This is a genomic window from Streptomyces silvae, from assembly GCF_016745505.1.
Taxonomy (GTDB): domain Bacteria; phylum Actinomycetota; class Actinomycetes; order Streptomycetales; family Streptomycetaceae; genus Streptomyces; species Streptomyces silvae.
Window position 1 is genome coordinate 93,623 of the sequence record NZ_JAERUC010000086.1, and the last position, 25,060, is coordinate 118,682.

At 71.8% G+C, this 25,060-nt stretch carries 26 protein-coding genes and 1 pseudogene; 9 read left to right on the forward strand and 18 right to left on the reverse strand.

All coding sequences use genetic code 11. The annotated features are described in order from the left end of the window. Positions 1–77: 77 nt before the first annotated feature. Both uvrB and JKV81_RS12780 read right to left on the reverse strand, forming a co-directional pair. On the reverse strand, positions 78–2,198 hold the full coding sequence (gene uvrB, locus JKV81_RS12775) for an excinuclease ABC subunit UvrB (RefSeq protein ID WP_129262038.1): 2,121 nt from the start codon (positions 2,196–2,198) through the stop codon (positions 78–80). A gap of 39 nt (positions 2,199–2,237) precedes the next feature. Continuing rightward, the gene (locus JKV81_RS12780; RefSeq protein ID WP_129262040.1) at positions 2,238–3,107 is read right to left on the reverse strand and encodes an MHYT domain-containing protein; all 870 of its coding nucleotides are present in this window, start codon (positions 3,105–3,107) and stop codon (positions 2,238–2,240) included. Between the two features lie 215 nt (positions 3,108–3,322). Between JKV81_RS12780 and JKV81_RS12785 the strand changes: the two genes are divergently transcribed. Beyond that, positions 3,323–4,195, forward strand: a complete 873-nt coding sequence (locus tag JKV81_RS12785) for a glycerophosphodiester phosphodiesterase (RefSeq protein WP_129262042.1) — start codon at positions 3,323–3,325, stop codon at positions 4,193–4,195. A gap of 49 nt (positions 4,196–4,244) precedes the next feature. Further along, positions 4,245–4,790, forward strand: a complete 546-nt coding sequence (locus JKV81_RS12790) for a methylated-DNA--[protein]-cysteine S-methyltransferase (RefSeq protein WP_129262044.1) — start codon at positions 4,245–4,247, stop codon at positions 4,788–4,790. 71 nt (positions 4,791–4,861) lie between these two features. On the opposite strand, the gene JKV81_RS12795 is transcribed toward JKV81_RS12790, so the two are convergent. The 10 genes from JKV81_RS12795 to JKV81_RS12840 are packed head-to-tail and all read right to left on the reverse strand — an operon-like array spanning position 4,862 to position 13,646. After that, positions 4,862–5,500: a nucleoside/nucleotide kinase family protein gene (locus JKV81_RS12795; RefSeq protein ID WP_129262046.1), complete on the reverse strand. Its 639-nt coding sequence runs from the start codon at positions 5,498–5,500 to the stop codon at positions 4,862–4,864. Between the two features lie 59 nt (positions 5,501–5,559). Further along, positions 5,560–6,924 carry an ammonium transporter gene (locus tag JKV81_RS12800; protein WP_129262048.1) on the reverse strand — a complete coding sequence of 455 codons (1,365 nt, stop codon included), beginning with the start codon at positions 6,922–6,924 and terminating at the stop codon, positions 5,560–5,562. Positions 6,925–6,967: 43 nt separating this feature from the next. After that, positions 6,968–7,933 carry an urease accessory protein UreD gene (locus JKV81_RS12805; protein ID WP_202075926.1) on the reverse strand — a complete coding sequence of 322 codons (966 nt, stop codon included), beginning with the start codon at positions 7,931–7,933 and terminating at the stop codon, positions 6,968–6,970. Position 7,934: 1 nt separating this feature from the next. After that, on the reverse strand, positions 7,935–8,555 hold the full coding sequence (ureG, locus tag JKV81_RS12810; protein WP_033248541.1) for an urease accessory protein UreG: 621 nt from the start codon (positions 8,553–8,555) through the stop codon (positions 7,935–7,937). Between the two features lie 35 nt (positions 8,556–8,590). Next, positions 8,591–9,352 (reverse strand): urease accessory protein UreF, encoded by a 762-nt coding sequence (locus tag JKV81_RS12815; RefSeq protein WP_129262052.1) that lies wholly within the window; start codon positions 9,350–9,352, stop codon positions 8,591–8,593. A gap of 4 nt (positions 9,353–9,356) precedes the next feature. After that, the gene (gene ureC, locus JKV81_RS12820) at positions 9,357–11,081 is read right to left on the reverse strand and encodes an urease subunit alpha (RefSeq protein WP_129262054.1); all 1,725 of its coding nucleotides are present in this window, start codon (positions 11,079–11,081) and stop codon (positions 9,357–9,359) included. After that, entirely contained in the window at positions 11,081–11,554 is a 474-nt protein-coding gene (locus JKV81_RS12825; RefSeq protein ID WP_202075930.1) for an urease subunit beta, read from the reverse strand. The genes ureC and JKV81_RS12825 overlap by 1 nt, the downstream gene beginning before the upstream one ends. Then, positions 11,551–12,426 (reverse strand): cobalamin biosynthesis protein CbiX, encoded by an 876-nt coding sequence (locus JKV81_RS12830; protein ID WP_202075931.1) that lies wholly within the window; start codon positions 12,424–12,426, stop codon positions 11,551–11,553. Before JKV81_RS12830 ends, JKV81_RS12825 begins: the two co-directional genes overlap by 4 nt. A gap of 3 nt (positions 12,427–12,429) precedes the next feature. Beyond that, positions 12,430–12,735, reverse strand: a complete 306-nt coding sequence (locus JKV81_RS12835) for an urease subunit gamma (RefSeq protein WP_129262061.1) — start codon at positions 12,733–12,735, stop codon at positions 12,430–12,432. A 38-nt stretch (positions 12,736–12,773) separates the two neighbouring features. Then, positions 12,774–13,646 carry an urea transporter gene (locus tag JKV81_RS12840; protein WP_202075933.1) on the reverse strand — a complete coding sequence of 291 codons (873 nt, stop codon included), beginning with the start codon at positions 13,644–13,646 and terminating at the stop codon, positions 12,774–12,776. On the opposite strand from JKV81_RS12840, the pseudogene JKV81_RS12845 reads away from it, so the two are divergent. The 3 genes and pseudogenes from JKV81_RS12845 to JKV81_RS12855 all read left to right on the forward strand — a co-directional run. Continuing rightward, positions 13,618–13,842: pseudogene (locus JKV81_RS12845) on the forward strand (CrcB family protein); the annotation flags it as partial. The gene JKV81_RS12840 and the pseudogene JKV81_RS12845 sit on opposite strands and share 29 nt — an antisense overlap. Further along, positions 13,842–14,216 carry a fluoride efflux transporter FluC gene (locus JKV81_RS12850; protein ID WP_202075934.1) on the forward strand — a complete coding sequence of 125 codons (375 nt, stop codon included), beginning with the start codon at positions 13,842–13,844 and terminating at the stop codon, positions 14,214–14,216. The pseudogene JKV81_RS12845 and the gene JKV81_RS12850, both read left to right, overlap by 1 nt. 96 nt (positions 14,217–14,312) lie before the next feature. Beyond that, the gene (locus JKV81_RS12855; protein ID WP_129262067.1) at positions 14,313–14,678 is read left to right on the forward strand and encodes a nuclear transport factor 2 family protein; all 366 of its coding nucleotides are present in this window, start codon (positions 14,313–14,315) and stop codon (positions 14,676–14,678) included. 58 nt (positions 14,679–14,736) lie between these two features. On the opposite strand, the gene JKV81_RS12860 is transcribed toward JKV81_RS12855, so the two are convergent. Together JKV81_RS12860 and JKV81_RS12865 are read right to left on the reverse strand one after the other, a co-directional pair. Next, the gene (locus JKV81_RS12860; protein WP_236056423.1) at positions 14,737–15,285 is read right to left on the reverse strand and encodes a cupin domain-containing protein; all 549 of its coding nucleotides are present in this window, start codon (positions 15,283–15,285) and stop codon (positions 14,737–14,739) included. A 34-nt stretch (positions 15,286–15,319) separates the two neighbouring features. Beyond that, positions 15,320–16,030, reverse strand: coding sequence for a winged helix-turn-helix transcriptional regulator (locus tag JKV81_RS12865; protein ID WP_236056426.1), 711 nt, complete (start codon positions 16,028–16,030; stop codon positions 15,320–15,322). An 86-nt stretch (positions 16,031–16,116) separates the two neighbouring features. Between JKV81_RS12865 and JKV81_RS12870 the strand changes: the two genes are divergently transcribed. Beyond that, a complete protein-coding gene (locus tag JKV81_RS12870) occupies positions 16,117–17,328 on the forward strand; it encodes a pyridoxal phosphate-dependent aminotransferase (protein ID WP_099176147.1) in 1,212 nt (403 codons plus the stop codon). Next, entirely contained in the window at positions 17,325–17,981 is a 657-nt protein-coding gene (locus JKV81_RS12875; RefSeq protein WP_129262071.1) for a cysteine peptidase family C39 domain-containing protein, read from the forward strand. Before JKV81_RS12870 ends, JKV81_RS12875 begins: the two co-directional genes overlap by 4 nt. A gap of 57 nt (positions 17,982–18,038) precedes the next feature. On the opposite strand, the gene JKV81_RS12880 is transcribed toward JKV81_RS12875, so the two are convergent. After that, the gene (locus tag JKV81_RS12880) at positions 18,039–18,560 is read right to left on the reverse strand and encodes an HXXEE domain-containing protein (protein ID WP_202075935.1); all 522 of its coding nucleotides are present in this window, start codon (positions 18,558–18,560) and stop codon (positions 18,039–18,041) included. A 157-nt stretch (positions 18,561–18,717) separates the two neighbouring features. On the opposite strand from JKV81_RS12880, the gene JKV81_RS12885 reads away from it, so the two are divergent. Beyond that, entirely contained in the window at positions 18,718–19,026 is a 309-nt protein-coding gene (locus tag JKV81_RS12885; RefSeq protein ID WP_129262073.1) for a hypothetical protein, read from the forward strand. 15 nt (positions 19,027–19,041) lie between these two features. On the opposite strand, the gene JKV81_RS12890 is transcribed toward JKV81_RS12885, so the two are convergent. From JKV81_RS12890 to JKV81_RS12900, 3 genes are all read right to left on the reverse strand, one after another. Then, the gene (locus tag JKV81_RS12890; protein ID WP_129262075.1) at positions 19,042–20,319 is read right to left on the reverse strand and encodes an SWIM zinc finger family protein; all 1,278 of its coding nucleotides are present in this window, start codon (positions 20,317–20,319) and stop codon (positions 19,042–19,044) included. Further along, positions 20,316–23,201: an SCO1167/SCO6262 family helicase gene (locus tag JKV81_RS12895; RefSeq protein ID WP_202075936.1), complete on the reverse strand. Its 2,886-nt coding sequence runs from the start codon at positions 23,199–23,201 to the stop codon at positions 20,316–20,318. The genes JKV81_RS12890 and JKV81_RS12895 overlap by 4 nt, the downstream gene beginning before the upstream one ends. A gap of 192 nt (positions 23,202–23,393) precedes the next feature. Beyond that, positions 23,394–24,482, reverse strand: a complete 1,089-nt coding sequence (locus JKV81_RS12900; RefSeq protein WP_202075957.1) for a slipin family protein — start codon at positions 24,480–24,482, stop codon at positions 23,394–23,396. A gap of 220 nt (positions 24,483–24,702) precedes the next feature. Here JKV81_RS12900 and JKV81_RS12905 point away from each other — a divergent pair, with 220 nt between their 5' ends. Next, on the forward strand, positions 24,703–25,059 hold the full coding sequence (locus JKV81_RS12905; protein ID WP_124277010.1) for a hypothetical protein: 357 nt from the start codon (positions 24,703–24,705) through the stop codon (positions 25,057–25,059). Position 25,060: the final 1 nt, after the last annotated feature.

The following is a 25,060-nucleotide window of genomic DNA, read 5'->3' on the forward strand; positions in this document are numbered from 1 at the left end:
AAAGGAGCCATGGGCCGTTTTTGTGTCGGTCCTGCAACACTGCGCGCCCCCGCGGGGACACCGCGCGCCCCAGGAGGTCAGGCCAGGCCCGCCTCCCTCATCTGCCGCAGCTCCTTCTTCAGCTCCCCCACCTCGTCACGGAGCCGGGCGGCGACCTCGAACTGCAGGTCGGCGGCTGCGGCCCGCATGCGGTCCGTCATCTCCTCGATGATCCCCGCGAGCTCGGCGGCGGGCCGGTCGGTGACCACCGCTCCGTCCTTCTTCGCCTTGCCCCCCGGGGCCGCCTTGGCGCCCAGCGAGGGGACGGGGGCCTTGGTGTCCTTGGCCTGCCGGTAGCCGGTGCCGAGCAGCTGCTCGGTGTCGACCTCCTCGCGGGCGATGGACGCGACGATGTCGTTGATCTTCTTGCGGAGCGGCTGCGGGTCGACGCCCCGCTCGGTGTTGTAGGCGATCTGCTTCTCGCGGCGGCGGTTGGTCTCGTCGATGGCCTGCGCCATCGCGGGGGTGACCTTGTCGGCGTACATGTGGACCTGCCCCGAGACGTTACGGGCGGCACGTCCGATGGTCTGGATCAGCGAGGTGCCGGAGCGCAGGAAGCCCTGCTTGTCCGCGTCGAGGATGGCCACGAGCGACACCTCGGGCAGGTCGAGGCCCTCCCGCAGGAGGTTGATGCCGACCAGGACGTCGTACTCCCCGGAGCGCAGCTCGCGCAGCAGCTCGATGCGGCGCAGCGTGTCGACGTCGCTGTGGAGGTAGCGGACCTGGATGCCCAGCTCCAGGAAGTAGTCCGTGAGGTCCTCGGACATCTTCTTGGTGAGGGTGGTGACCAGGACGCGCTCGTCCTTCTCGGTCCGCTTGCGGATCTCGTGGACCAGGTCGTCGATCTGGCCCTCGGTGGGCTTGACGACGACCTCCGGGTCGACGAGCCCGGTGGGCCGGATGATCTGCTCGACGTACCCGTCGCCCCGGGACATCTCGTACTTCCCCGGGGTGGCGGAGAGGTAGACCGTCTGGTCGATACGGCCCAGGAACTCCTCCCACTTCAGCGGGCGGTTGTCCAGGGCGGACGGCAGCCGGAAGCCGTGGTCGACGAGGGTCCGCTTGCGGGAGGCGTCGCCCTCGTACATCGCGCCGATCTGCGGGACGGTGACGTGCGACTCGTCCAGGACGAGGAGGAAGTCCTCGGGGAAGTAGTCGAGGAGGGTGTTGGGGGCGGTGCCGGGCGAGCGGCCGTCGAAGTGCATGGAGTAGTTCTCGACGCCGGAGCAGGTGCCGATCTGCCGCAGCATCTCGATGTCGTACGTGGTGCGCATGCGCAGCCGCTGGGCCTCCAGCATCTTGCCCTGCTTCTCCAGCTCGGCCAGGCGCTGCTCCAGCTCCTGCTCGATGCCGGTGACGGCCTTCTCCATGCGCTCGGGACCCGCCACGTAGTGGCTGGCGGGGAAGACGTGGAGCGAGGCGTCCTCGCTGATGACCTCGCCGGTGAGCGGGTGGAGGGTCGAGAGCGCCTCGATCTCGTCGCCGAACATCTCGATGCGGACGGCCAGCTCCTCGTACACCGGGAAGATCTCGATGGTGTCGCCGCGGACGCGGAAAGTGCCGCGGGTGAACGCCAGGTCGTTGCGGGTGTACTGGATCTCGACGAAGCGGCGCAGCAGCTGGTCGCGGTCGACCTCGTCGCCGACCTTGAGCTGGACCATCCGGTCCACGTACTCCTGGGGGGTGCCCAGGCCGTAGATGCAGGAGACGGAGGCGACCACGACGACGTCGCGCCGGGTGAGCAGCGAGTTCGTCGCGGAGTGCCTCAGGCGCTCGACCTCCTCGTTGATCGAGGAGTCCTTCTCGATGTAGGTGTCCGACTGCGGGACGTACGCCTCGGGCTGGTAGTAGTCGTAGTACGAGACGAAGTACTCCACGGCGTTGTTCGGGAGGAGCTCGCGGAACTCGTTGGCCAGCTGGGCGGCGAGCGTCTTGTTCGGCGCCATCACCAGGGTGGGGCGCTGCAGCTTCTCGATCATCCAGGCGGTCGTCGCCGACTTGCCCGTGCCGGTCGCGCCGAGCAGGACGACGTCCTTCTCCCCCGCGCGGACACGCCGGTCCAGCTCGGCGATGGCCGCCGGCTGGTCACCGCTGGGCTGGTAGGGACTGACGACCTCGAAAGGCGCCACCGAACGTTCGATCTTCGAGACTGGCCGCATGCAACCACCGTACGACCACCCACTGACAACGGCCGGGGATCAGCGCCCCCGCGGCTGCCGGTACGCCCTGCGCGAGGCGGTCTCGTAGGGCGGTGCGGGGCTGCGCTGGGCGGGGATCGAAGTCATCGGGCCACCGCGCCGGGCCAGGTGTCCGGGCGGCGGCGCGGCTCCCGGGCGTGTGCCGGTCACCACCAGGGGGTCGATCATCACGATCACCGCGGCGAGCAGCAGGAAGCAGCCCGGGCCGATCATCATCGGCAGGAGCAGCGAGGTGGGGGACTCGCCTGCCTGCGGCGAAGCGTCGGGGTGCAGGTGCACCTGGAGCGCGGCCATCCCGGTGTAGTGCATCCCGCTCACGGCCACACCCATGGCGACGCTCGCGCCGAGGCTCGGGAGGAAGCCGCGGATGGAGACGGCCGCCCACAGAGCGGCCGTGGCGGCCACCACGGCGATGAGGACGGAGAGCGAGACGGTGAGGATGTCGTACTCGAACAGTCCGTCGAAGTTCATTCCGGCCATGCCGAGGTAGTGCATGGAGGCGACCCCGAGGCCGGTGACCGTCCCGCCGGTGACCAGTGCCATCCGGGTGGCGCCCCGGTAGCCGACGAGGAATATGCCGACCCCGACCATCACGACCGCCACGCCGAGGCTGGCGAAGGTGAGGGGCCTGTCGTAGCTCATCGGCGCCTCCTGGACGGTGAAGCCCAGCATCGCGATGAAGTGCATCGTCCAGATGCCGGAGCCGATGGAGGTCGCCCCGAGGGCCAGCCAGCCGGCTCTGGAGGTGCCCCGGGTGCGCAGGGAGCGTGTGGTGCACCGAAGACCGAGCGATGCGCCGAGGCATGCCATGAGGAACGCCGTGACGGGCGTCACGAGGCCGTAGGTGAATCCGTCAACTGTGCCCTGCATGCTGGTACGCCCTTCGCGGTGTGCCCGGGTTCGGGGGTGACCCTAAAGGGCAAGGCCCGGCAAGCAAACATAAGAGCGGCATTTTATCCCCCTCTGGGCCCTCCGCGGATCCGGCACCCACCGTTCCGTTCACAACATGGCCATGATCCTCCTCCCCTTCGTTGGGGATCGGATGCGAGTCTCTGCGTGTCCGCATCTCGACGCGAGGAGTACGCATGTCCGTACGCACAGCAACCGCATCCGGCGCCGTCGCCGCCCTGCTCGGCGCCTGCGTCCTGCTGCCCGCCACGCAGGCCCAGGCCTCGGGCGCCCACGACAGCCCGGTGGTCTACGCCCACCGGGGCGCTTCCGCCTACGCCCCGGAGAACACCCTGGCGGCCGTGGACGCGGCCGACGATCTCGGTATCGACTGGGTGGAGAACGACGTCCAGCTCACCAAGGACGGTGTGCTGGTCGTCGTGCACGACACCACCCTGAACAGGACGACCGACGCCGAGGAGGTCTTCCCGGACCGCGCGCCCTGGGCGGTCAAGGACTTCACGGCGGCGGAGATCGCGAAGCTGGACGCGGGCAGCTGGTTCGGTCCCGGCTTCGCGGGCGCCCGGGTGCCGACGCTCACGCAGTACCTGCACCGCATCGAGCGCAACCGGCAGAATCTGCTCCTGGAGATCAAGAGCCCGGAGATCTACCCGGGCATCGAGAAGGAGACGCTGCGCGTCCTGCGCACGCAGGGATGGCTCGACCGCGGTCACGTCAAGCGCCGGCTCATCATCCAGAGCTTCGGTGCAGAGAGTGTGAAAACTGTCCACGCGCAGCGCCCGGACGTCGTCACGGGCTTCCTTGGCACCCCCACGGTGGCCGAGCTGCCGTCGTACGCGGCGTTCACCGACCAGATCAATCCGTCGTACACGACGATCGGCGCCGACTACGTCGCCGAGGTGCAGAAACTGAAGGGCGCGCACGGCAAGCCGCTGAAGGTGAACACCTGGACGGTGAACGACGCGGCGAAGGCCGCCGAGGTGGCCGGTTTCGGCGTGGACGGCATCATCACCAACAACCCCGACATCGTCCGGGACGCCACCCGCTGAGCGGCTGACGGGGGCGGCGTTGTCAGTGGCCGGCCGTACGGTGGGCCCCATGGAGAGCAGCGAGCAGGTCGTGGAGTGGTCCGTCGTGCCGAGCGACATCGGGCCGCTCCTGCTGGCCGCGACCCGTGCGGGCCTGGTGACCGTGGTCTTCCACGCACGCCCGGCGGTCCGGGACACGGTGCTCGGGCAGCTGCGGTCCCGGCTGGGCGCGGAGCCCGTGGAGGCCCCGGACTCCGCGATGCTGGCCGAGCCGGTGCGTCAGCTCGCCGCCTATTTCGCCGGAGGGCTGCGGGACTTCTCGCTCGATCTGGACTGGTCGCTGACGTCCGGCTTCCACCGCGAGGTGCTCCGCGAGCTGGCCTCCGGCGTGCCGTACGGGACGGTCGTGGGGTACGGGGACCTCGCGAGCCGGGTCGGCCAGCCGGGCGCCGCCCAGGCCGTGGGGGCGGCCATGGGCTCCAACCCGCTTCCCGTGGTGGTTCCGTGCCACCGGGTGGTGGAGAGCGGCGGGGGGCTCGGCGGCTTCGGCGGCGGGCTGGAGACGAAGCGTCAGCTGCTGGCCCTGGAGGGGATACTCCCGCAGCCGCTGTTCTAGCGGCGCGTCCACGACGGCGCCGGAGAACGGCGGCAGGACGCGAGCGGGGTGCCCTCGGTCGCCGGGCCCGGTCAGCCGAGTCCCGTCCAGGCCGGATGGTGCGGATCGTCGGCGCGTACGACCGCGTCCGCCTGCCCGGCCGGGGCGACCTCGTCCTCGTAACGCGCGAAGGCGGGGAGCGTCCACCGCTCGCTCTCCTCGGTGCGCCGTCGCAACGCCCCGGGCGAGAGGCTCAGATGTACGGCGAGGTCGAAGGGGAACCACCGCCCGAGGAGCAGCGGCCCGTGCAGGACGAGCACCCCGCCCTCGGGAAGCACCTGGTAGGGGCTGCGGGTCGCCCGGTCCGTCCGGGGGTTCCAGAGGTCGGGCAGGATCCGGCCGCTGCCGCCGGGTTCCAGCGGACGGAACACCTCCCGCCACAGCGCCCCGGTGTCGAACCAGCTGTCGGCGTACGAGTCGGGGTCCTCCTTGCCGTACTCGTAGCGGAGGCTGGCCGGGCGCAGGAAGCCGCCCGTGGAGACGGTGAGCACCGGGCGCCCGCGCTCCCGCAGCGCCTCGGCGAGGCGCGCGGCGAGATCTCCGGGGCGGGCGGCCGGCGCGCCGTCCACGCCGATCCTGAGCCAGGGCCCGCCGTCGGCCGGTGCCTGCCCGTCGGCGCGCCCGGCCAGCGCTTCGGCCAGCCGTTCCCAGGTGATCGGTTCGAATCGCACGCGTCCATCATCGCCCCGCGGTGCGGCGGGAGCGGCGCGCCCCCGGATCCTGCGGGCGGTCAGTGCCGTGTGCCCCTGGCCCGCAGCAGGTCGCCGATCTTCCGGAGGACCTCCTCGTCGTTCTTCGCCGAGGCGCCGGCCGGGGTGGTGCCGGACACGAGCTCGTCGACCTCCTCGGCGGTCCGGAAGTCGTAGGCCCGCTCCTCCTCGTCGCCGGGGACATGGCCGTACGCGTCCTTCGCCCGGAAGCCGACGGTCATGTCGACCGCCTTGGCGATGAGCCAGGTCAGGATGAAGGAGAACGCGATGACGGAGACGATCGCGACGAGCTGCTTGCCCAGCAGGGCCCAGCCGCCGCCCTCGAAGAGCCCCTTCTGACCGCTGATCCGCGCGGTGGCGAAGAGGCCGACCATGATCAGTCCGATGAAGCCGCCGACCCCGTGCACCCCGACGACGTCGAGGGTGTCGTCCACGCCGAAGCGGTACTTGAGCGTGATCGCGAAGGCGCAGACCGCGCCCACGACCAGGCCGGTGACGACGGCGCCCAGGGTGTCGATCTCACCGCAGGCGGGCGTGATGGCGACCATGCCCGCCACGGCGGACGAGACGACGCCCATGGTGGTCACCCTGCCGGTGCGCCACTTCTCGACCAGCGGCCAGGTGACCATGGCCCCCGCGGCGCCCAGCTGGGTGTTGATGAACGCGGCGGCGGCGGTGCCCTGGTCGCTCAGCGCGGAACCGGAGTTGAAGCCGAACCAGCCGAACCAGAGGAGCCCGGCGCCGATCACGACGAGCGGGATGTTGTTGGGCCGCTCCTCCCGTCGGGCGAAGTCGCGCGGTGCCCGCAGGACGAGTGCCACGGCCAGGCCCGCGACCCCGGAGTTGAGCTCCACCGGCAGCCCGCCGGCGAAGTCGAGGGCGCCGAGGTGCTTGACGATCCAGCCGTCCTGGTCGAACACCCAGTGGGCGAGCGGGACGTAGACGATCAGCAGCCACAGGACGACGAAGACGAGCCAGCCCTTCATCGTGGCGCGGTCGGCGATCGAGCCGCTGATCAGCGCGACGGTGATGATGGCGAAGCCCATCTGGAACGTGCTGTAGATGTACGTGGGGATGTGGCCGGTGAGCGAGGTCAGCCCGACGTCGTTCATGAAGACGTGGTCGAGGTTGCCGATGAGCCCCGCGCCCCCGACATCGGGGCCGAACGCCAGCGTGTAACCGATCACCCACCACATGAGCGTGCCGAAGGCGAGCGCGGCGAAGCTCATCTTGATCATCATCAGGACGTGCCTGGTGCGCACCATGCCGCCGTAGAAGAACGCCAGTCCGGGCGTCATCAGCAGCACCATGGCGGTGGAGGCGAGCAGCCAGGCGGTGTCCCCGGAGTCGTACGCGGGTGGCATCGGCGCGGGAGCGGTGTTCATCGGCGGTACCTCGTGGGTGTCGTCGGGTCGGGGGAGGTGCGCGCTACGGCTTGCGGGTGGCGGGCGCCGGCCGGCCGGTGAGCAGCCGGTGCACGGCGTGCCAGGCGGCGGTGTGCGCTGCGGCGACCCGCACGGGGCTGTCGTCCAGGAGCCGGAGCCAGGCGCCGCAGTCCCGCGGCAGCACGCTCACCCCGTACAGGACCCCGTGTCCGGCCAGTGCCGTGTGGAGGGTGTCGGCGATCTCCGAGGCGGGCGCCCGGTCGCTGACGACGTAGAGCGAGGAGACGTGGTCGTGGCCGGCGAACGTCCCCGGGCCCACGACACCCGGCCCGCTCGTCGCCGCGCCCGTCTCCAGGCGCAGGGTGTCGATGGCGAGCAGCGTCCCGTCGGGCCGGGTGATGTGCAGGTCCGCCGCGACGACCCGGTAGTCGTGGCGTTCCCCGCGGGCGAGCCGGCCGGCCGTGACGGTGTCGCCGAGCAGGACGGTGGCGCCGGGTGCGACCGTGACCTCGGTGCGCTGGTAGAACTGGGCGTCCTTGAACGGGATCACGGGGTCGGGCAGGTACTCGACGTACGAGCCCTCGTCCGCCGTGATGTGCACGCGCTGGCTCGCGTAGTCGTGCTCCATCCGGAAGACCTTGGTGGCGGCCTGGGTGGTGAGGTGGACCTCGCTGCCGGGACCGCAGCGGAAGTCCATCCGGTAGCGGTCCGCCTGGGCGACGCCGCCGCCGGTCGCCATCAGGCAGACGTAGGTCATGCCGGGCATGGCCGGGTCGGTCCACAGCGGCCGCATGATCTGCAGGGGTGACTTCTGGTAGCGCTCGACGAGTTCGGTGCGCCCACCCCGTACCGCGAAGGCCAGGTCGAGGATGCCCACCTTGGCCGGGGAGCCGACGGCGAGCGTGTCCGGTACGGAGGCCAGTGCCGCCACCTCCGGGGGGAGGCGCACGGCGCTGTAGTAGCCGGGGTCGAGACGGTCGGGCCTGGTCCGGAGCGGGGTGGGCGGCACGTCAGATCAGCACCTTCCGGCGTGATTCGATGTAGCCGAGGACGTCGTCGACGCCGACGCCGGTCAGGCAGTCCGTGAGCACGACCGGGCGGTTCTCCCGCACCCGGTGGGCGTCGGACTCCATGATGCCGATGTCGGTGCGTACGTACTTGGCGATGTCGATCTTGTTGATGACGAGCAGGTCGGAGTCGGTGATGCCCGGGCCACGCTTGCGGGGCATCTTCTCGCCCTCGGCGGTGTCCAGGACGAAGAGGAAGATGTCGACGAGGGCGGGGCTGAAGGTGAGTGTGAGGTTGTCGCCGCCGGACTCGTAGAAGAGCGTGTCGGTGTCGGGGAAGCGCTCCAGCATCTCCGCACCGGCCGCGAGGTTCATCGTGGGGTCGTCACGCACCGCGGTGTGCGGGCAGGCTCCCGTCTCGACGCCGACGACGCGCTCCGGTTCGAGGATCCCCTCCAGGGTGCGCCGGATGTGCTGGGCGTCCTCCTGCGTGTAGATGTCGTTGGTGATGACCGAGGGGCGGCGGCCGCCCCTGATCAGCAGCGGAACCAGCGCCTCGATGAGCGCGGTCTTGCCGGATCCGACGGGTCCGCCGATGCCGACCCGCAGTACGTTGTCGTCCATGGTGCTCCCTGGCTCGTGTGGGTGGGTGGGTGTGTTCAGCTGGCGAAGAGCCGGGCCTCGGCGCGTTCATGACGGCCCGACATGATGTCCGAGGCGAAGACGGTGGCACCGACGTCGGGCAGTTCCCGGCGCAGCGCCGCCTCGACGGCCTCCTCGATGACGGGCGCGGCTCCGTGGAGCAGGGTCTGTGCCCTGCGGTGGTCGGTCAGCCGCAGGCGGAGCGCGGCTCCCGCGAAGCTCGCGCAGAAGGCGAAGAGGTCGGAGGCGACGGCCTGGCGGACCGGTACGCCGGTCGCCGCGTAGATGACCCCGGCCGCCACCGCCTGGGTCCCGGGCGCCTCGCGGCGTACGACCCGGGCGAAGTACTCCTCGATCTCGGGCCGTTCGAAGACCTCGCTCGCCAGGTCGAGGAGCTGGCGCCCGGTCCGGGTGGCGGCCTGGCGCATCTCCCGGCCCAGCTTGGTGGCGAAGAGGTGTTCGTCCACGGCGGCCACGGCGTCCTGGTCTCCCGCCCGGCAGGCGCGGTGGGCGAGCGCGAGCGCGGTGGCGTCGGCCGGGCCGACGCCGTGCAGCACCAGGGACTCCAGCAGCGCGGGCAGCGTGCCGGAGTCGACGGCCTTGGCGTGGGCGAAGCCCTCCAGGCTGTGCGACAGCGTGTAGAAGCCGCTCGGGAACGCCGAGTCGGTCAGCTGGAGGCTGACCAGCAGCTGTCCGAGCCCGGGCGCCGCGGCCGCCGCTCCGGGGACGGTTCCCGCCCCGGCGCCGGGGCCCATGGTGTCGCTCTCCTCCTGGTACATCTGCCTAGACCAGGAAGAACAGGTGGTTGAGGGGGAGCTTCTCGGCCGGGTCGATGGTGGCGACCTTGCCGTTGAGGGTGACCTTGAACGTCTCCGGGTCGACCTTGATGTGCGGCAGCGCGTCGTTGCGGATCATGTTGTGCTTGCCGATGGTCCGGGTCCGCAGCACGGGCAGGACCTTCCGCTCCAGGCCGAGCTCGGCGGGGACTCCGGCGGCGATGCCCGCCTGCGACATGAAGGTGACGTGCGTGGCCTGCTGGGCCTTGCCGAACTGGCCGAACATCGGGCGGTAGATCACGGGCTGCGGGGTCGGCAGCGAGGCGTTGGGGTCGCCCATCTGCGCCCAGGAGACGATGCCGCCCTTGATCACCATCTTCGGCTTGGCGCCGAAGGAGTGGATGGGCCAGAGCACGATGTCCGCGATCTTGCCCTTCTCGATGGAGCCCACGTGGTCCGAGATGCCGGTGGCGATCGCCGGGTTGATGGTGACCTTCGCGAGGTAGCGCAGGACCCGCTGGTTGTCGTTGCGCTCGGAGTCGCCCTCCAGCGGACCGAGCTTGTCCTTGCAGTGGTGGGCGGTCTGGAAGGCACGGGTGACCGATTCGCCGACCCGGCCCATGGCCTGCGAGTCGGACGAGAACATGCTGATCACGCCGAGGTCGTGCAGCACCGTCTCGGCGGCGATGGTCTCGGCGCGGACGCGGCTGTCGGCGAAGGAGACGTCCTCGGGGATGTCGTGGCTGAGGTGGTGGCAGACCATCACCATGTCCAGCAGCTCGTCCACGGAGTTCTTGGTGTACGGCAGCGTCGGGTTGGTCGAGGACGGCAGGACGTTGGGCTCCCCCGCCACCCGCATGATGTCGGGGGCGTGACCGCCGCCCGCGCCCTCGCTGTGGAAGGTGTGGATGGTCCGTCCGTCGATCGCCGAGCGGGTGTCCTCGAAGAACCCGCCCTCGTTGAGGCTGTCGGTGTGGATGGCGACCTGGACGTCGTGCTCGTCGGCGACGTTCAGGGCGTTGTCGATCACGGCGGGGGTGGCGCCCCAGTCCTCGTGGACCTTCAGGGCGCAGGCTCCGGCGACGACCTGCTCGTTCAGGGCCTCGGGAAGGCTGCCGTTGCCCTTGCCCATGATGCCGATGTTGACCGGGATGCTCTCGGCGGCCTGGAGCAGCTTGCCGATGTTGTACGGCCCGGGGGTGCAGGTGGTGCCGTTGGAGCCGTCGGTCGGCCCGGTGCCGCCGCCGATGAGCGTGGTGATGCCGTTGGTGAGGGCCTGCTCGGCCTGCTGGGGCGCGATCAGGTGGACGTGGGTGTCGATGGCGCCGGCCGTGGCGATGAGGTGCTCGCCGGCGATGGCCTCCGTGCCGGGCCCGATGATCAGGCCCGCGTGGACCTTGTCCTGGGTCTGCGGGTTGCCGGACTTGCCGATGTCGACGATGAAGCCGTCCTTGATCCCGATGTCGCACTTCACGACGCCGACGACCGGGTCGATGACCACGACATTGGTGATGACGGTGTCGAGGGCGCCCTGGGCGCTGGTGGCCTGGGGGTCGGAGGCCATGCCGTCACGCATGGTCTTGCCACCGCCGTAGAGGACCTCGTCCCCGTACTGGCCCTCGCTGTAGTCCTTCTCGACCTCGACGACGAGGTTGGTGTCGCCGAGGTGGAAGCGGTCGCCGACCGTCGGACCGAACATGTCGGTGTACTGCTTGCGCGGCAGGATGGGCATCAGCGCGAACCCTTCTTCTGCTTGGTGTCCTTCTGTTTCCTGGGCTTCTCCGTGCGCGCGCCGCCGCTCTCACCCGCGGTGGGCCTGCCCGCCGTGCTCTCCTCGGCGCCGGCGAAGCCCCGTTCGATCGCCCTGCGGACGGCCTCGACCCGGGCGGGGTGCGAGACGAGGCTGCCGTTGAGCAGCCCGCTGAAGCCGACCAGCCGCCCGGTGCCGGCGTACTCGCACAACTCGACCTCGCGCGTGCCGCCGGGTTCGACGCGTACGGAGGTCCCGGCGGGGATGTTGAGGTGCATGCCCAGCGCCTTCTGCCGGTCGAACGACAGCGCGGAGTTGACCTCGAAGAAGTGGTAGTGCGACCCGATCTGGATCGCGCGGTCACCGGTGTTCTCGACGGTGAGCCGGGTGGTCCGGCGGCCGGCGTTGATCTCGATCGGTTCCTCGCCGTACACGTACTTCTGGCGGAATGTCATACGGTGCTCCTGGTGAGGTGGCCCGCTCCATGGCCATGCGGGTGGTCATGCGGGTGGTCATGCGTGTGCGGGTGGGAATGGCCGTGGTCGTGGCCTTCCCCCGGTGGGTGCGGGTGGGGATGCCCGTGGTCGTGGCCCTCCCCCGGTGGATGTGTGTGGGAGTGGCCGTGGTCGTCCGCGGCGGTCAGTCCGGTCGCGATGCCGTCGTCCCGCCCCCGGCTCCAGCGCAGCCCGGCGTCGGCCACCCGCTCGGCGAGGACCCGGGCCAGCGCCGCACGGGACACCGTCGGCCCCGCGGACGTGACCTCGACACCCGGTACGCCGGGGACCTCCGGGAGCTGGAACGCAGCGGGAAGCAGCGTCACCCGGGAGGCGCCGAGCAGTCCGCAGCGCCGCACCCCCTGGGCGAGGTCCGGATCGCCGCCGGTCAGCGCGACCTCGACCAGGCGATGGCTGCCGTAGCCATGGACCAGCCGCGCGATCCGGTGGAGTTCGGCGTCGTCGTACAGTCCGCCGGTCGGGGCGGTGACGAGCAGCGCCGAGGTCGCCGGGGTGCGGCCGGCGGCCGCCCGCAGCCAGGCGATCAGGTGCCGCGCGGTTCCGAACGGCTCCGCGAGGAGGGTCCCGGAGGTCTGTCCGGCGGGCAGGGCGCGCAGCGTACGTGCGGTGTCCGCGACGAGTTCGGGGTCCCTGCCCAGGGTCATGGGGACGACGCACGCCTCCTCGCCCGAGCGCTTCAGCCCGGCCAGCGCGCGGATCAGTTGACGCCCGCCCGGGACGACGAGCACCTCGGGGCCCGCGAGGTCGCGCAGCGCTTCGCCGTCGCCGGCCTCATGGCCGTACACGGCGACGACACGGCGGCGGTCGGGCACGGCTCAGCCCCCGACGGGGTCGTGACAGGAGACGAGCTTGGTGCCGTCCACGAAGGACGCCTCGACCTGGAGCAGCCCGAGCATTTCGCGTACGCCCGGCATGGTGTCGTCCTCACCGACGATCTGCCGGCCGAGTTCCATGCAGTCGGCGACACTCTTGCCGTCGCGGGCCGCCTCCAGAATGGCCTCGGTGATCAGCGCGACGGACTCGCTGTAGTTGAGCTTGAGGCCACGGCCCTGGCGTTTGCGGGCCAGGTCGGCGACCACGTACACCAACAGCTTGTCGATCTCGCGGGGGGCGAGGTTCATCGTCGGTACCTTCCTCAGGATGGGGGGGGACGGGTGGTTCAGGCGCTGCGGCGAAGGCGTGGCAGCAGAGGGACCGCGGCCATGAGCGCCCAGGTGGTGAGGATGAACGGCCAGGTGAAGGTGTGGCCGCCGAAGGGTTTGAACAGGGAGGTCAGCGAGGCGGTGAGGCCGGTCGTGGCGGCGGCTCCGAAGAGCGCGTAGACGCCGTTGGCGACCGTGCCGGTGAGGAAGACGGCGCCGAGGGCGATGGCGACCAGGACGGCGTTGTACCCGTAGATGCCCTGGGCGATCTGGGCGGTCGGGGCGCCGAGTGCCCAGGCCGCCACGATGCCCATGACGCTGCCCGCCGCCGCGTACAGGACGACCCGTACGCCGGCGAGGGCCAGACCGACGAGCATGATGAGCCCGACGTACCACTCGTCGACCAGGAAGATCTGCGACACGTTGGTGAAGAAGGCGTGCCACAGATCGCTCCAGGAGATCCCGGTGTCTCCGGAGGTCGGGTCGGAGACCGCCTTTGGGGCGCCGTGCCAGATCCGGCCGAAGGAGGGGGCGCCCAGCACCATGACGCCCGAGACCAGGCAGAACGGCGCGGTGAGCGCGGTCAGTCCGTACGGTGAGAGGAAGGTCGTCAGCGTCGCGGTGAGGAGGGTGCACATGATCGCGCCGACGACGGCCAGCACGTAGGTGGCGGGGTGGTGCCCGAGGTAGACGACCGGGGCGATGCCGGTGAGGCAGCCGCAGTAGCCCTGGAGGCCGAGGGCGATGTTCGACCGGACCACACGCAACGCGTAGGCGGTGGCCGTGGAGATCAGGGTGCCCAGGGTCGCGAAGAGGCCGATCCTCCAGCCGGCACTCCACAGCGCGGCGAGGATGAGGACGCCCGTCCGGGTCAGCCCTCTTCTGGGCACCGGGGTCCTGGGCGGTTTCACCTCGTTCTCGCACTACACGGACGGGGTGCGCCAGCTGTACGAGGCCGACCGGCCCGGCTACGCGACGGGCAGTCTCGTGCTGACGGTGGTGGCCGCTCTCGCGGGAGTGACGGCGGGTGCCCTGGGCGCCCACGCGGTCCTCGGCGGCGACCGCCGCGCGCGGGACGGTGCCTGATGACCGACTGGCTGCTCGTGCTCGCCGGGGCGCTCGTCGGCGCACCGGTGCGCTATCTGCTCGGGGTCGACGCCAAGTACCGCCTCGGCGGCTCCTTCCCCTGGGGCACGCTCGCGGCCAACGCGGCCGCCTGCCTGGTGCTGGGGTTCGTCGCGCAGGGCGCCACGGACGGCGAACTGGGGTCGCGGCTCCACCTGCTGCTGGCGACCGGTTTCTGCGGTGCCCTGTCGACGTGGTCGACCTTCTCCTACGAGCTCCTGACGCTCACCTCCGCCCGCAGGCTGGCGGTGGCGGGGGGATATCTGGTGCTCAGCGTCGGTGCGGGGCTCGGGCTCTCGTTCGCCGGGGCGGCGGTGGCGAGCGCACTCCTGTGAGCCGCTGCGGACCGTGGATCCGGCGGCCGGAACCGGCATCCGGAACCGGAGGAAAACCGTTCCCGTACGCCGGGGCGTCGGCGCATGATGTGGCGTATGGATCTCGCCTTCGCCCGTCGGTTCGCTGCCCGTTGGCAGGACGACTGGAACTCCCATGACCTGGACCGCATCCTCGCGCACTACCACGACGACGTGACGTTCAGCTCGCCGATGATCGCCCGGCTGACGGACGATCCGGCCGGCACCGTGCACGGCAAGGCCGCCCTGCGCGCGTACTGGGCGCAGGGGCTGGAGCGGATCCCGGACCTGAGGTTCGAGGTGATGGACGTGAGGGCGAGCGTCGACTCGCTGGTCATCGACTACCGCAACCAGATCGGCGGCCGGGTGAGCGAGGTGCTGACCTTCCGCGACGGCCTGGTCGTGGCGGGCTTCGGCGCCTACGGCGAGACCCCGGCCAACTGACCGCTCCCCCGGGGCCACCGCTCCCCCGGGCCACCGCCCGCCCGACCGCTCCCCCTGGCTACCGCCCGCCCGGGCAGTGCGCCGCGTCGGCGTCGTCCGAGAGTTCGCTGCCCTCGGGAAGCAGGTACGTCACCCACAGCACGACGGGTTCCGTACCGAGGTTGCGTCCGATGTGGCGGTGGTCGGCCCCGGAGGGTTCGATGAAGGACGTCCCGGCAGGGGTCACCTCGACCGAGCAGTCGTCGAGGGTCCGGGTGAGCGTCCCCGACTTGACGACGGCGATCAGCTGGCCCCGGTGGGTGTGCCAGCCGGTGGATCCGCCGGGCTCCACGGTGATCTCCCGGAAGGTGACGTCCGTGCGGCCCCGGGGGGTCTTCACCTTGAGCTTGCCCTGGGAGGTGCCCTTGGCGACGACGGTGCCACTGACTCCGCTGCCCGGTGTGGCGACGGCCGCCGCCGGCACGAGGCCCAGCGCGGCCACACAGACACCCACGAGCAGGAACTTGCGCAGCACGCTCCGCTTCGTCCTGGCCGTCGCACCCGCCCCGTCCGTCACGCCCGTTCCGCCGTTCGCGCTGCTCTCATCGACCACGCCGCCGAACCTCATGAAGGACTCCTCAGCATCCGCCCGGTGAACGCTCCTACGCTAGCGGCGAGTTGAGCGGCACGAGGGCGGGATGCGGGCTTTGCCACGCACGGAGTCCGTCGGCGAGCGCCCCTTCGCCGAGCACCTCCACCCTGCCCTGCCCGACGGCCTCCGCGAGAGTGATCCCGGCGCGCCCGAGCGCCAGGGCGGTGTCCGCGTCCAGGACGAGGCAGGCGTCCGGGCGGTCGGCGGGGCCGTATCCGTACGCCTCGCCGCCCGCCGCCTCCGCACCGGTGCGGATGTGGAACTCCCCCTCGGGGAGCCTGACTTCGATGATGCCGCCGAGGGTGAGGCCGTCCAGGGCCCGCAGCAGCGGCAGGGCGAACCAGTGGGCCCTGACCGCGTCCGTGGGGCGGCGCTCCTCCAGCGCGGGCGCGCCCCACGCGGCGAGCGCGGTGAGCACCGGGAGCAGTCCGCGCCCGTGCTCGGTGAGTTCGTAGACCGCGGCGGCCGCAGGGGGCGGCAGGCGGCGGCGCACCGCCAGGCCGCCCTGCTCCATGTCCTTCAGCCGGGACGCCAGCACATCCGTGCTGACCCCGGGCAGATCGGCGTGCAGATCCGTGTAGCGGCGCGGCCCGGCGAGCAGTTCACGGACGATCAGCAGGGTCCACCGGTCGCCGACGGAGTCGAGGGCACGGGCGGTGGCGCAGAACTGGTCGTAGCTCCGGCGGCGGGCGGGACGTGCGGGCTGCTGCTGACGTGGCATGCGACGCAGTCTAGACATGTTGTTGGACTTTCCAAGCCCGAGCTTGGTAAAACCAAGTACCGCAATATGTGTCGGGGAGGCACCGCATGGAGTTCCGGCAGTCCAGCAAGCTCAACGAGGTCTGTTACGAGATCCGGGGGCCGGTCATCGAGCAGGCCAACGCCCTGGAGGAGGCGGGCCACAGCGTGCTCCGCCTCAACACGGGCAATCCGGCGCTCTTCGGCTTCGAGGCGCCGGAGGAGATCGTCCAGGACATGATCCGGATGCTGCCCCAGGCACACGGCTACACCGACTCGCGCGGCATCCTGTCCGCGCGCCGCGCCGTGGCGCAGCGCTATCAGGCGATGGGGCTGACCGATGTCGACGTGGACGACATCTTCCTCGGCAACGGGGTCTCCGAGCTGATCTCCATGGCCGTGCAGGGGCTGCTGGAGGACGGCGACGAGATCCTGATCCCGAGCCCCGACTACCCGCTGTGGACCGCCGTCACCACCCTCGCCGGCGGGAAGGCGGTGCACTACACCTGCGACGAGGGGGCGGACTGGAACCCCGACCTCGCCGACATGGCCTCGAAGATCACCGACCGCACCCGGGCCATGGTCATCATCAACCCGAACAACCCGACGGGCGCCGTCTACTCCCGCGAGGTCCTCGACGGCATGCTCGACCTGGCGCGCAGGCACGGGCTGATGGTGTTCGCAGACGAGATCTACGACCAGATCCTGTACGACGGCGCCGAGCACCACAGCGTGGCGGTGCTCGCCCCCGATCTGCTCTGCCTCACCTTCAGCGGGCTCTCCAAGACGTACCGGGTCGCGGGGTTCCGCTCGGGCTGGATGGTGGTGTCGGGTCCTCAGCAGCACGCCCGCAGCTATCTGGAGGGGCTCACCATGCTCGCCTCGATGCGGCTCTGCCCCAACGCCCCCGCGCAGTACGCGATCCAGGCGGCGCTCGGCGGCCGGCAGTCGATCCGGGAGCTCGTCGCCCCGGGCGGCAGGCTCCACGAGCAGCGTGACCGGGCCTGGGAGCGGCTCAACGAGATCCCGGGGGTGTCGTGCGTGAAGCCGAAAGGCGCGCTGTACGCCTTCCCGCGCATCGACCCGAAGGTGCACCGCATCGTCGACGACGAACGGTTCGTCCTGGACCTCCTGCTGCGGGAGAAGATCCAGGTGGTGCAGGGGACCGGCTTCAACTGGCCGCGCCCGGACCACTTCCGTATCCTCACCCTCCCGCACGCCGACGACCTGGACGCGGCGATCAGCCGTATCGGCCGCTTCCTGAACGGATACCGCCAGTGACCTGTGGGACCTGCCGTACGCCCGTGCACACGCAGTTCGCCTCGGCGGGTCTCGTGGAGGCGATCGTGGAGGGCGGGCTGGACCCGGCCGGCGACCCCCGCTGGGCGGATTCGGGCGCGGTGTCACCGGCCGAGTACGCGCGCTGGGCGGGCCATCTGTGCGGGATGACCTGTCTGCGGATGGCGCTCGGCCCCGGGGCGCCGACCCTGTTCGCGCTGCGGGACGGGGCGCTGGACTACGGCGCCTACACCGACGACACCGCTCCGGGCGGGGTGATCAAGGGCCTGGTGTACGCCCCGTTCGCCCGGTACGCGTCCGAGGTCCACGGCCTCGACGCGGTCGTCCACCGGCACCTCTCCCCCGCCGGGATCCTGGATCTGCTGGACGAGGGACGGCAGGTGATGGCCTCCGTGCACTACGGGATCCGGCACCCGGAGCGGCCGGCTCCGGGGCGTGGCGGCCATCTGGTGCTGCTGACCTCCCGGACCGCGGACGGGGCCGGTGTCCACTTCCACAACCCGTCGGGGACCTCTGCCGCGACCCGCGCGGCCGACCTTCCGCTGCCGGTCTTCGAGCGCTTCTTCGCGGGCCGCGGGGTCTCGCTCCCCGGCCTCCCGGCGGCCGGCGTGCGGCCGCTCACCGGTGCGGAGTGAGCCCGGCCGGATTCAGGTCGTCCCACGGATGGGCGCGCGGCTCCACCCGTGGGCCGCTCAGCGCCTGTTCAGCAGCCGGGCCAGACCCTGCACCCCGGCCGCGACGACCGGGAACAACGCCAGTCCGGCGGCAGCCGACCGTCCTCCCCCGACCGGGATACCGGCCGCCGCCAGCTGCCGCACGGCCCAGGCCGAGTACGGGATGACGACCAGCGGGGCGGTGACGACACCTGGGGTGTAGCCGCGGTAGGCGGCGGACTGTGCCAGGTGGACCGCTCCGTGCAGCCCGAATCCGAACAGGACGGTCCCGAAGAAGGGGCTGCGGCCCCCCGTGCGCGCACCGGCCGCCGAAGCCGCGGCGACCACCCCGGCCATGAGGCCGATGGCGGTGTTCACCTCGCGCTGCGAGAGATCCATCCGCCGCCACACCGCGTCGGGCACCTGCGGGAAGCGCTCCTGGAGACGGGGCCGGGCCGTTGCGGTCCACCGGGCCATGGTGGCCAGTTCCTCCGCGTCGTGCACCGCCCAGGCGGCGAACAGCCCCCAGGTCACCGCTCCTGACACCACTTTTCCGGCCATGCCCGCCCCCCGTCGGTGAGTGACACGGCATCGGGTCCCGTGTCACCTTCCGACCTTAGGCCGGGCCGATGCCGTCCTCACCGTGTTCGCTACTGTTCCGCAGCCGGGTCCATGGGCCCGGCGTCCCGGGACGGACACGAGCAGAGGAGCAGTCGACATGGGTGCCGCCATACGCCACTTCACCGCCATCGGCCCCGGGGACCAGGTGTTCACGGTCAACGTCGAGCGGGACTTCCGGTACGACCCGTACCGCGATTTCCTCGTCTGCGCGCACTGCGGCTGGTCCCCGTCCCTGCTGACCACGCGGAGGCTCGACGACATGGCGTGGGAGCACCTGGCGGACTCCCACGACGCCACCGGCGGACGGAGCGACCAGGAGAACGAGTCGGTCCGGAAGGCGCGTTGGGTGGTGCTCCCGCTGTGCGCGGTCCTGATCGTCGTCCTGCTGGTGCTCGTGCAGAGCTGACGCACGTGCCGGAGATCAGCCGCGCAGGGCCGTGAGGGCGGCGACCGGGTCGGGGTCGGGCGTGGCCCGGGGCCACCAGTCGTCCTCGCCAGGGTCGGACTCGTAGCCGTACCAGCGGCTGTCGTGGCCGAAGCGGAGCTGGAGGGTGCCTGCGGCGTTGGTCAGGTGGTTGCGCCAGGGCTGGAAGCGCGGGTGGTCGGCCGCCGCGAGGGCGGGCCGCGCCCGGTCGAACGGGCCGGCCGGCGGGTCCCAGGGTGTCTCCAGGACCGCCAGCCCCTCCGCGCCGCCCTGCCGCCAGGCGGCGACGGCCCGGGCCAGGTCTGTCGTGCTGCGTCCGGTGGCGTAGGCCAGCTCGCGGTAGAGCGCCCGGGTGGTGGCGGTGAGCCCGGCGGTGGGGCGGGACGCGGCGATCCTGACGGCGTCCTGCCAGGTGCTGAGCCCGGCGAGCGGGTCGTCCCCGGTGGTGAGCATCGTGTGGGCGCGGTTCGCCGCGTCCGTGGCGAGATGGTCGAGGCCGAGCGGGTCACGGGTGCCGGGCAGCTCGGGGAAGGACGGCGGCTCACCCGGGTACGCCGGGACGGGCAGGGGGGCGGGCAGCGGCGGCAGGAAACGGTCGGCCAGGGCGTCGCCGGCCGCGACCGAGGGCATGGCGGGGGTCTCGGGGCGTTCGCGCGCGGAGTGCTCGGCGTTGCGGCGGCCCAGCTCGTCGAGGAGCTCGCGCTCACCCCGGCCGCGCATCAGCAGCAGGACGAACGGGTCGCTGTCCAGCAGCCGGGCCGTCTGGAAGCAGAGCGCCGCCACATGCTTGCAGGGCCAGCCCCGGTCCGGGCACGAGCAGTCCGGGTCCAGATCACCGGCGGCGGGCAGCAGCCGGATGCCGGTCTCCCCCGCCGTGTCGACCAGGGAGTGCGGCATCTCCTTGTCGAGGAGCGCGGACAGATGCCCCGGCCGGGCCGCGACGGCGTCCAGGAAGGTGTCCCAGTCGGACGCCGAGAACGTACGCAGGCGCAGCTCCGCGCGGTAGGGGCGGGGGCGGCTGCCGTGGACGTAGGCGATGACCCGGCCGGGCGTGACGGTGACCGCGGCGACATGGCCGCCGTCGGCGTACGTACGGCCGCGGGCGAGGCGGCCCTCGTCCATCGACAGGGACTCCAGGGCGTCGACCCAGGCCCGGCCCCACCAGCTGTCCGCGAAGGGCTCCGCGGCGTCGGAGGCGCGGGCGGGCACCGCTTCGAAGGTGCGCCGCAGATCGTCGGGGCCCGGGCGGGCCGCGGGGCTCCCACCGGGGCTCATGACGTCCTCCGGAGCGAGACGAGGTCGGCCAGGTCGCGGTCGCTGAGCTCGGTCAGGGCGGCCTCTCCGGAGCCGAGCACCGCGTCGGCGAGGGCCCGCTTGGACTGGAGCAGCTCACTGATCCGGTCCTCGACGGTGCCCTCGGCGATCAGCCGGTGGACCTGCACGGGCTGGGTCTGGCCGATGCGGTACGCGCGGTCGGTGGCCTGCTCCTCGACCGCCGGGTTCCACCACCGGTCGTAGTGGATGACGTGGGCGGCCCGGGTGAGGTTCAGCCCGGTGCCCGCCGCCTTGAGGGAGAGCAGGAAGACGGGGACCTCGCCGGACTGGAAGCCGTCCACCATCCGCTCGCGCTCGGGGACCGGGGTGCCGCCGTGCAGCAGCTGGGAGGGGATGGCGCGGGAGGCGAGGTGGGCGGAGAGGAGCCGGGCCATCGACACGTACTGCGTGAAGATCAGGACCGAGCCGTCCTCGGACAGGATGGTGTCGAGGAGCTCGTCGAGGAGGGCGAGCTTGCCGGAGCGCCCGGCGAGCCGGGTCGGCTCCTCCTTCAGATACTGCGCGGGGTGGTTGCAGATCTGCTTGAGCGAGCCCAGCAGCTTCATGATCAGGCCGCGCCGGGCGATGCCCTCCGACTGCTCGATGAACGCCATCGTCTCGCGGACGGCCGCCTCGTAGAGCGTGGCCTGTTCCCGGGTGAGGAAGACCGGGTGGTCGGTCTCGGTCTTGGGAGGGAGCTCGGGCGCGATGCCGGGGTCGGACTTCTTGCGGCGCAGCAGGAAGGGGCGGACCAGCCGGGAGAGCCGCTCGACGGCCTCCTCGTTGCCCAGGCCGGCGGCGGTGCCGGTGTTCTCGACGATCCTGGCGTGCCGGGCGCGGAAGGCCTTGAGCGGGCCGAGCAGACCGGGCGTCGTCCAGTCGAGGAGCGCCCACAGCTCGGAGAGGTTGTTCTCCACGGGGGTGCCGGTCAGGGCGACGCGGGCGGGGGCGGGGATGGTGCGCAGGGCCCTGGCCGTCGAGGAGTGCGGATTCTTCACGTGCTGTGCCTCGTCGGCGACGACCAGTCCCCAGGTGTGTCCGGCGAGCTGCTCGGCGCTGGAGCGCATCGTGCCGTACGTCGTGAGGACGAAGCCGCCGTCGGAGCCGCCGAGGTCGCGGTCGGTGCCGTGGAAGCGCCGCACGGGGACGCCGGGGGCGAAGCGGTTGATCTCGCGGTGCCAGTTGCCGAGGAGGGAGGCGGGGCAGACCACCAGGGTGGGGGCGGCGCGGTCGCGGTGCAGGTGGAGGGCGATGACGGTGATCGTCTTGCCGAGGCCCATGTCGTCGGCGAGGCAGCCGCCCAGGCCCAGCGAGGTCATCCGGTCCAGCCAGGCCAGCCCCCGGAGCTGGTAGTCGCGGAGGGTGGCGTCGAGGCCGGGCGGCGCCGGGAGGGTGGCGTCCTCGTCCAGGACGCGCGCCCGGAGTGCGGCGAGGGCACCGGCCGGCACGGCTTCGACCTGCTCGCCGTCGACCTCGGCGCTGCCCGTGAGGGCGACGGCGAGCGCGTCCACCGGGTCCAGCAGCCCGAGCTCCCGCTTTCGTGCCTTGCGGACGAGCGCGGGATCCACGACGACCCACTGGTCGCGGAGCCGGACCACCGGCCGGTGGGCCTCGGCCAGGGTGTCCATCTCCGCCTCGGTGAGCCGGTCGTCGCCCAGGGAGAGCTGCCAGTTGAACGCGAAGAGCTGCTCCGCGTCGAAGAACGACGTGCCGTCGGTGGCCGAACCGGGTGCCGGGCGGACGACGGCCGTCGCGGTGAGCGAGCGGGCGAGCTCGCGGGGCCAGTGGAGCGCCACCCCCGCGGCGGCGAGCCGCGCTCCGGCCGCGCCGATCAGCTCGTACAGCTCGTCCTCGGTGACGGCGAGGACGTCGGGGACGGGCTGGTCCAGCAGGCGCTCCAGCGGCGGCCAGACGCGGGCGGCGCGGCGCAGGGCGAGCACGGCGTCGATCCGGGCCCTCGGCCCGAACGGCTCGCCTGCCCCGCCGCTCCACAGGGTCGCCGCGTCGGTGACGTACGTCGGGTCGGCCAGGCTGTGCACCTGGGTGATGGCGGCGGCGGCATGGCGCGCTGCGGCCGGGGTGCCGGAGGAGTCGTCCTCCCCGGTGGCGCCGGAGGAGTCGAAGAGGTCGTACGCGGAGAGGTCCAGCCGGAGCGAGACCCGCACCCCGGCGTCGAGTCCGGCGGCCACCTCGACGGCCCAGGCCCGGGCGTCCGGCAGGTGCTGCCCTTCGCGGGCGGCGAACGGCGCTCCCATGGCGTGGGCGGCGGCGGGCGTGCGGGGCAGGGTGTCGGCGACGGCGTCGAGGAAGGCGCCGAGCAGGGCACGGGGTTCGGGGACGCGCAGGGGGGTGCCGTCCAGCGGCACGGCGTGCCCCTCGGGCGGCATCGAGGCGGCGACGGCCCTCAGATGGGCGATGTCCTCCGCGTCACGGGGTCCGGCCCGCCACGCGTCGTGGTCGTCGGCCGTCAGCCCCGGCAGGAGCCTGCCGCGCGCGACGAGGGTCAGCGCGTGCAGGGCGGCCGCTCCCCAGGCACGGGTGGCGGGGTGGGCCGCGGCGCGGTGCCGGGCGCGCGCCAGCAGGGGCACCGCGTCCGCCACGGGAAGCGCCACGGCGGGCACGGTGCGGGTGCGGACGCCGTCCGCGCCGTCCCGGCCGACGACCGTGAGCTCGGTGACGGTGTACGGGGGTCCGTCGGGCACCGCGTCGGGCCGGGTGAGGCCGACGCTCCCCTCGGGGTCCCAGAAGGCGATCCGGCCCTCCCGGGGAAGCGCTGCGGGCAGGAACACCGCGGCGCACCGCAGCAGCCGGTCGACGGTGACGTCCTGCGTCTGCCGCTCCATGTTCCACCGCCCCCTCCTGCCTCGGCCGGCCGGGCCGCTCGCCCGTGCCTTCTCCTGTCTTCGCGAGTCTAGGCGGGAGGTGTGACAGCGCCCGCCCCGGCCGTCTCCACAGGTGAAGCGGGGGGGGCGGGCGGCCGTCTCAGCGGAAGCCTCCCGGCGGCGGCTCAGCGGCGACGCCCCAGGGCCGGCGGCTCAGTGGTGGCGTGTGAAGCGGCCCCTGCGGGCGTGTTCGGGCGGCCGCTCCGGTTCGAACTCCGGGAGCGCATCGGGTCCGGACTCCGGCACCCCGTCCGGCTCCGGGGCCCCGTCCGCCAAGGGGCCGTCCGGGAGCGGCTGGTCCGTGAACGTCTGCAGGGCGACCGTGGGATCCACGACCGACGGATCCACGCCACCGTCCGACGAAGCCGCGACGGCCGGGTCCACGAGGCCAGGGTCCACGACGCCCGGGTCCACGGCGTCCGGATCCGGAAGCTGCTGCTCCGGGGCCTGCTGCCCGTCGGACACGCCCTGCGGCTGCTGCCCCTGCTGCGCGCGTTCCAGGAAGCGGAGGAGTTCGACCGGGAAGGGCAGGACCAGCGTGGAGTTCTTCTCGGCCGCCACCGCGACCACCGTCTGCAGCAGCCGCAGCTGCAGCGCCGCCGGCTGGGTCGACATCTGCTGCGCGGCCTGGGCGAGCTTCTTCGACGCCTGAAGCTCCGCGTCGGCGTTGATGACCCGGGCCCGTCGCTCACGGTCGGCCTCGGCCTGCCGGGCCATGGACCGCTTCATCGTCTCGGGCAGCGACACGTCCTTGATCTCGACCCGGTCGATCTGCACGCCCCAGCCGACCGCGGGGCTGTCGATCATCAGCTCCAGCCCCTGGTTCAGCTTCTCGCGGTCGGACAGCAGGTCGTCGAGGTCGCTCTTACCGATGATCGACCGGAGGGAGGTCTGCGCCATCTGCGAGACGGCGAACCGGTAGTCCTCCACCTGGATCACCGCGCTCGCCGGGTCCACCACCTTGAAGTAGATGACGGCGTCCACCCGCACCGTGACGTTGTCGCGCGTGATCCCGTCCTGGGCCGGCACGGGCATCGTCACGATCTGCATGTTCACCTTGCGGAGCCGGTCGATGCCCGGAACGATCATGGTGAACCCAGGGGGGCGCACCGCGTCGTGCAGCCGTCCGAGCCGGAGCACCACCCCTCGTTCGTACTGCTTGACCACCCGGGCCGCGGCCATGGCGTACACCAGACCGCACGAGAGCACCGCCACCAATGCGACCAACAGCTCCTGGACCATCACGGCCCCCTGCCTACGGGGTGCGTCCCCACACCCGTTCATCACGCCCTATTAACACGATATGCCCGATACGTACATTCTCGAACCCCCGTGCGGGTGCCGGTGGCCCCGGCCGGCCGCGCACCGGATGCCGGCACCCGGCGGACCGGGCAGGGTGGCCAGCGCCAGCACGTCCCTGTGACGTACCGATGAGCCGGACGAGCAGACGAGGACCCCGCCCATGTCCGTGACCGCACCCCCCACCGTTCTCCGCCGACGCCTTCGCATCGCCGCCGGTGCGGCCCTCCTCACCCTGGCCGTCACGGGCTGTTCCGGCCTCGGGCGCACGGCGGTGGGGCCGGTGTCCTACACCACCGGGAAGGACGAGGTCGTCACCGTGCACAGCCCGTCGGTGAAGGGCTGCCACGCCATGGACCCGGCCGGCTCGGGCAAGGTCGACAACCGGACGCTGATCGACATGGAGCTCTACACCACCCGCGACTGCACCGGCCGCTCGACCGCCTACGTGGCCACCACGTTCTCCGACACCAACGCGCCGCGCGCCCTGCCCTGGCGCAGCTACCGCTTCATCCACTGAT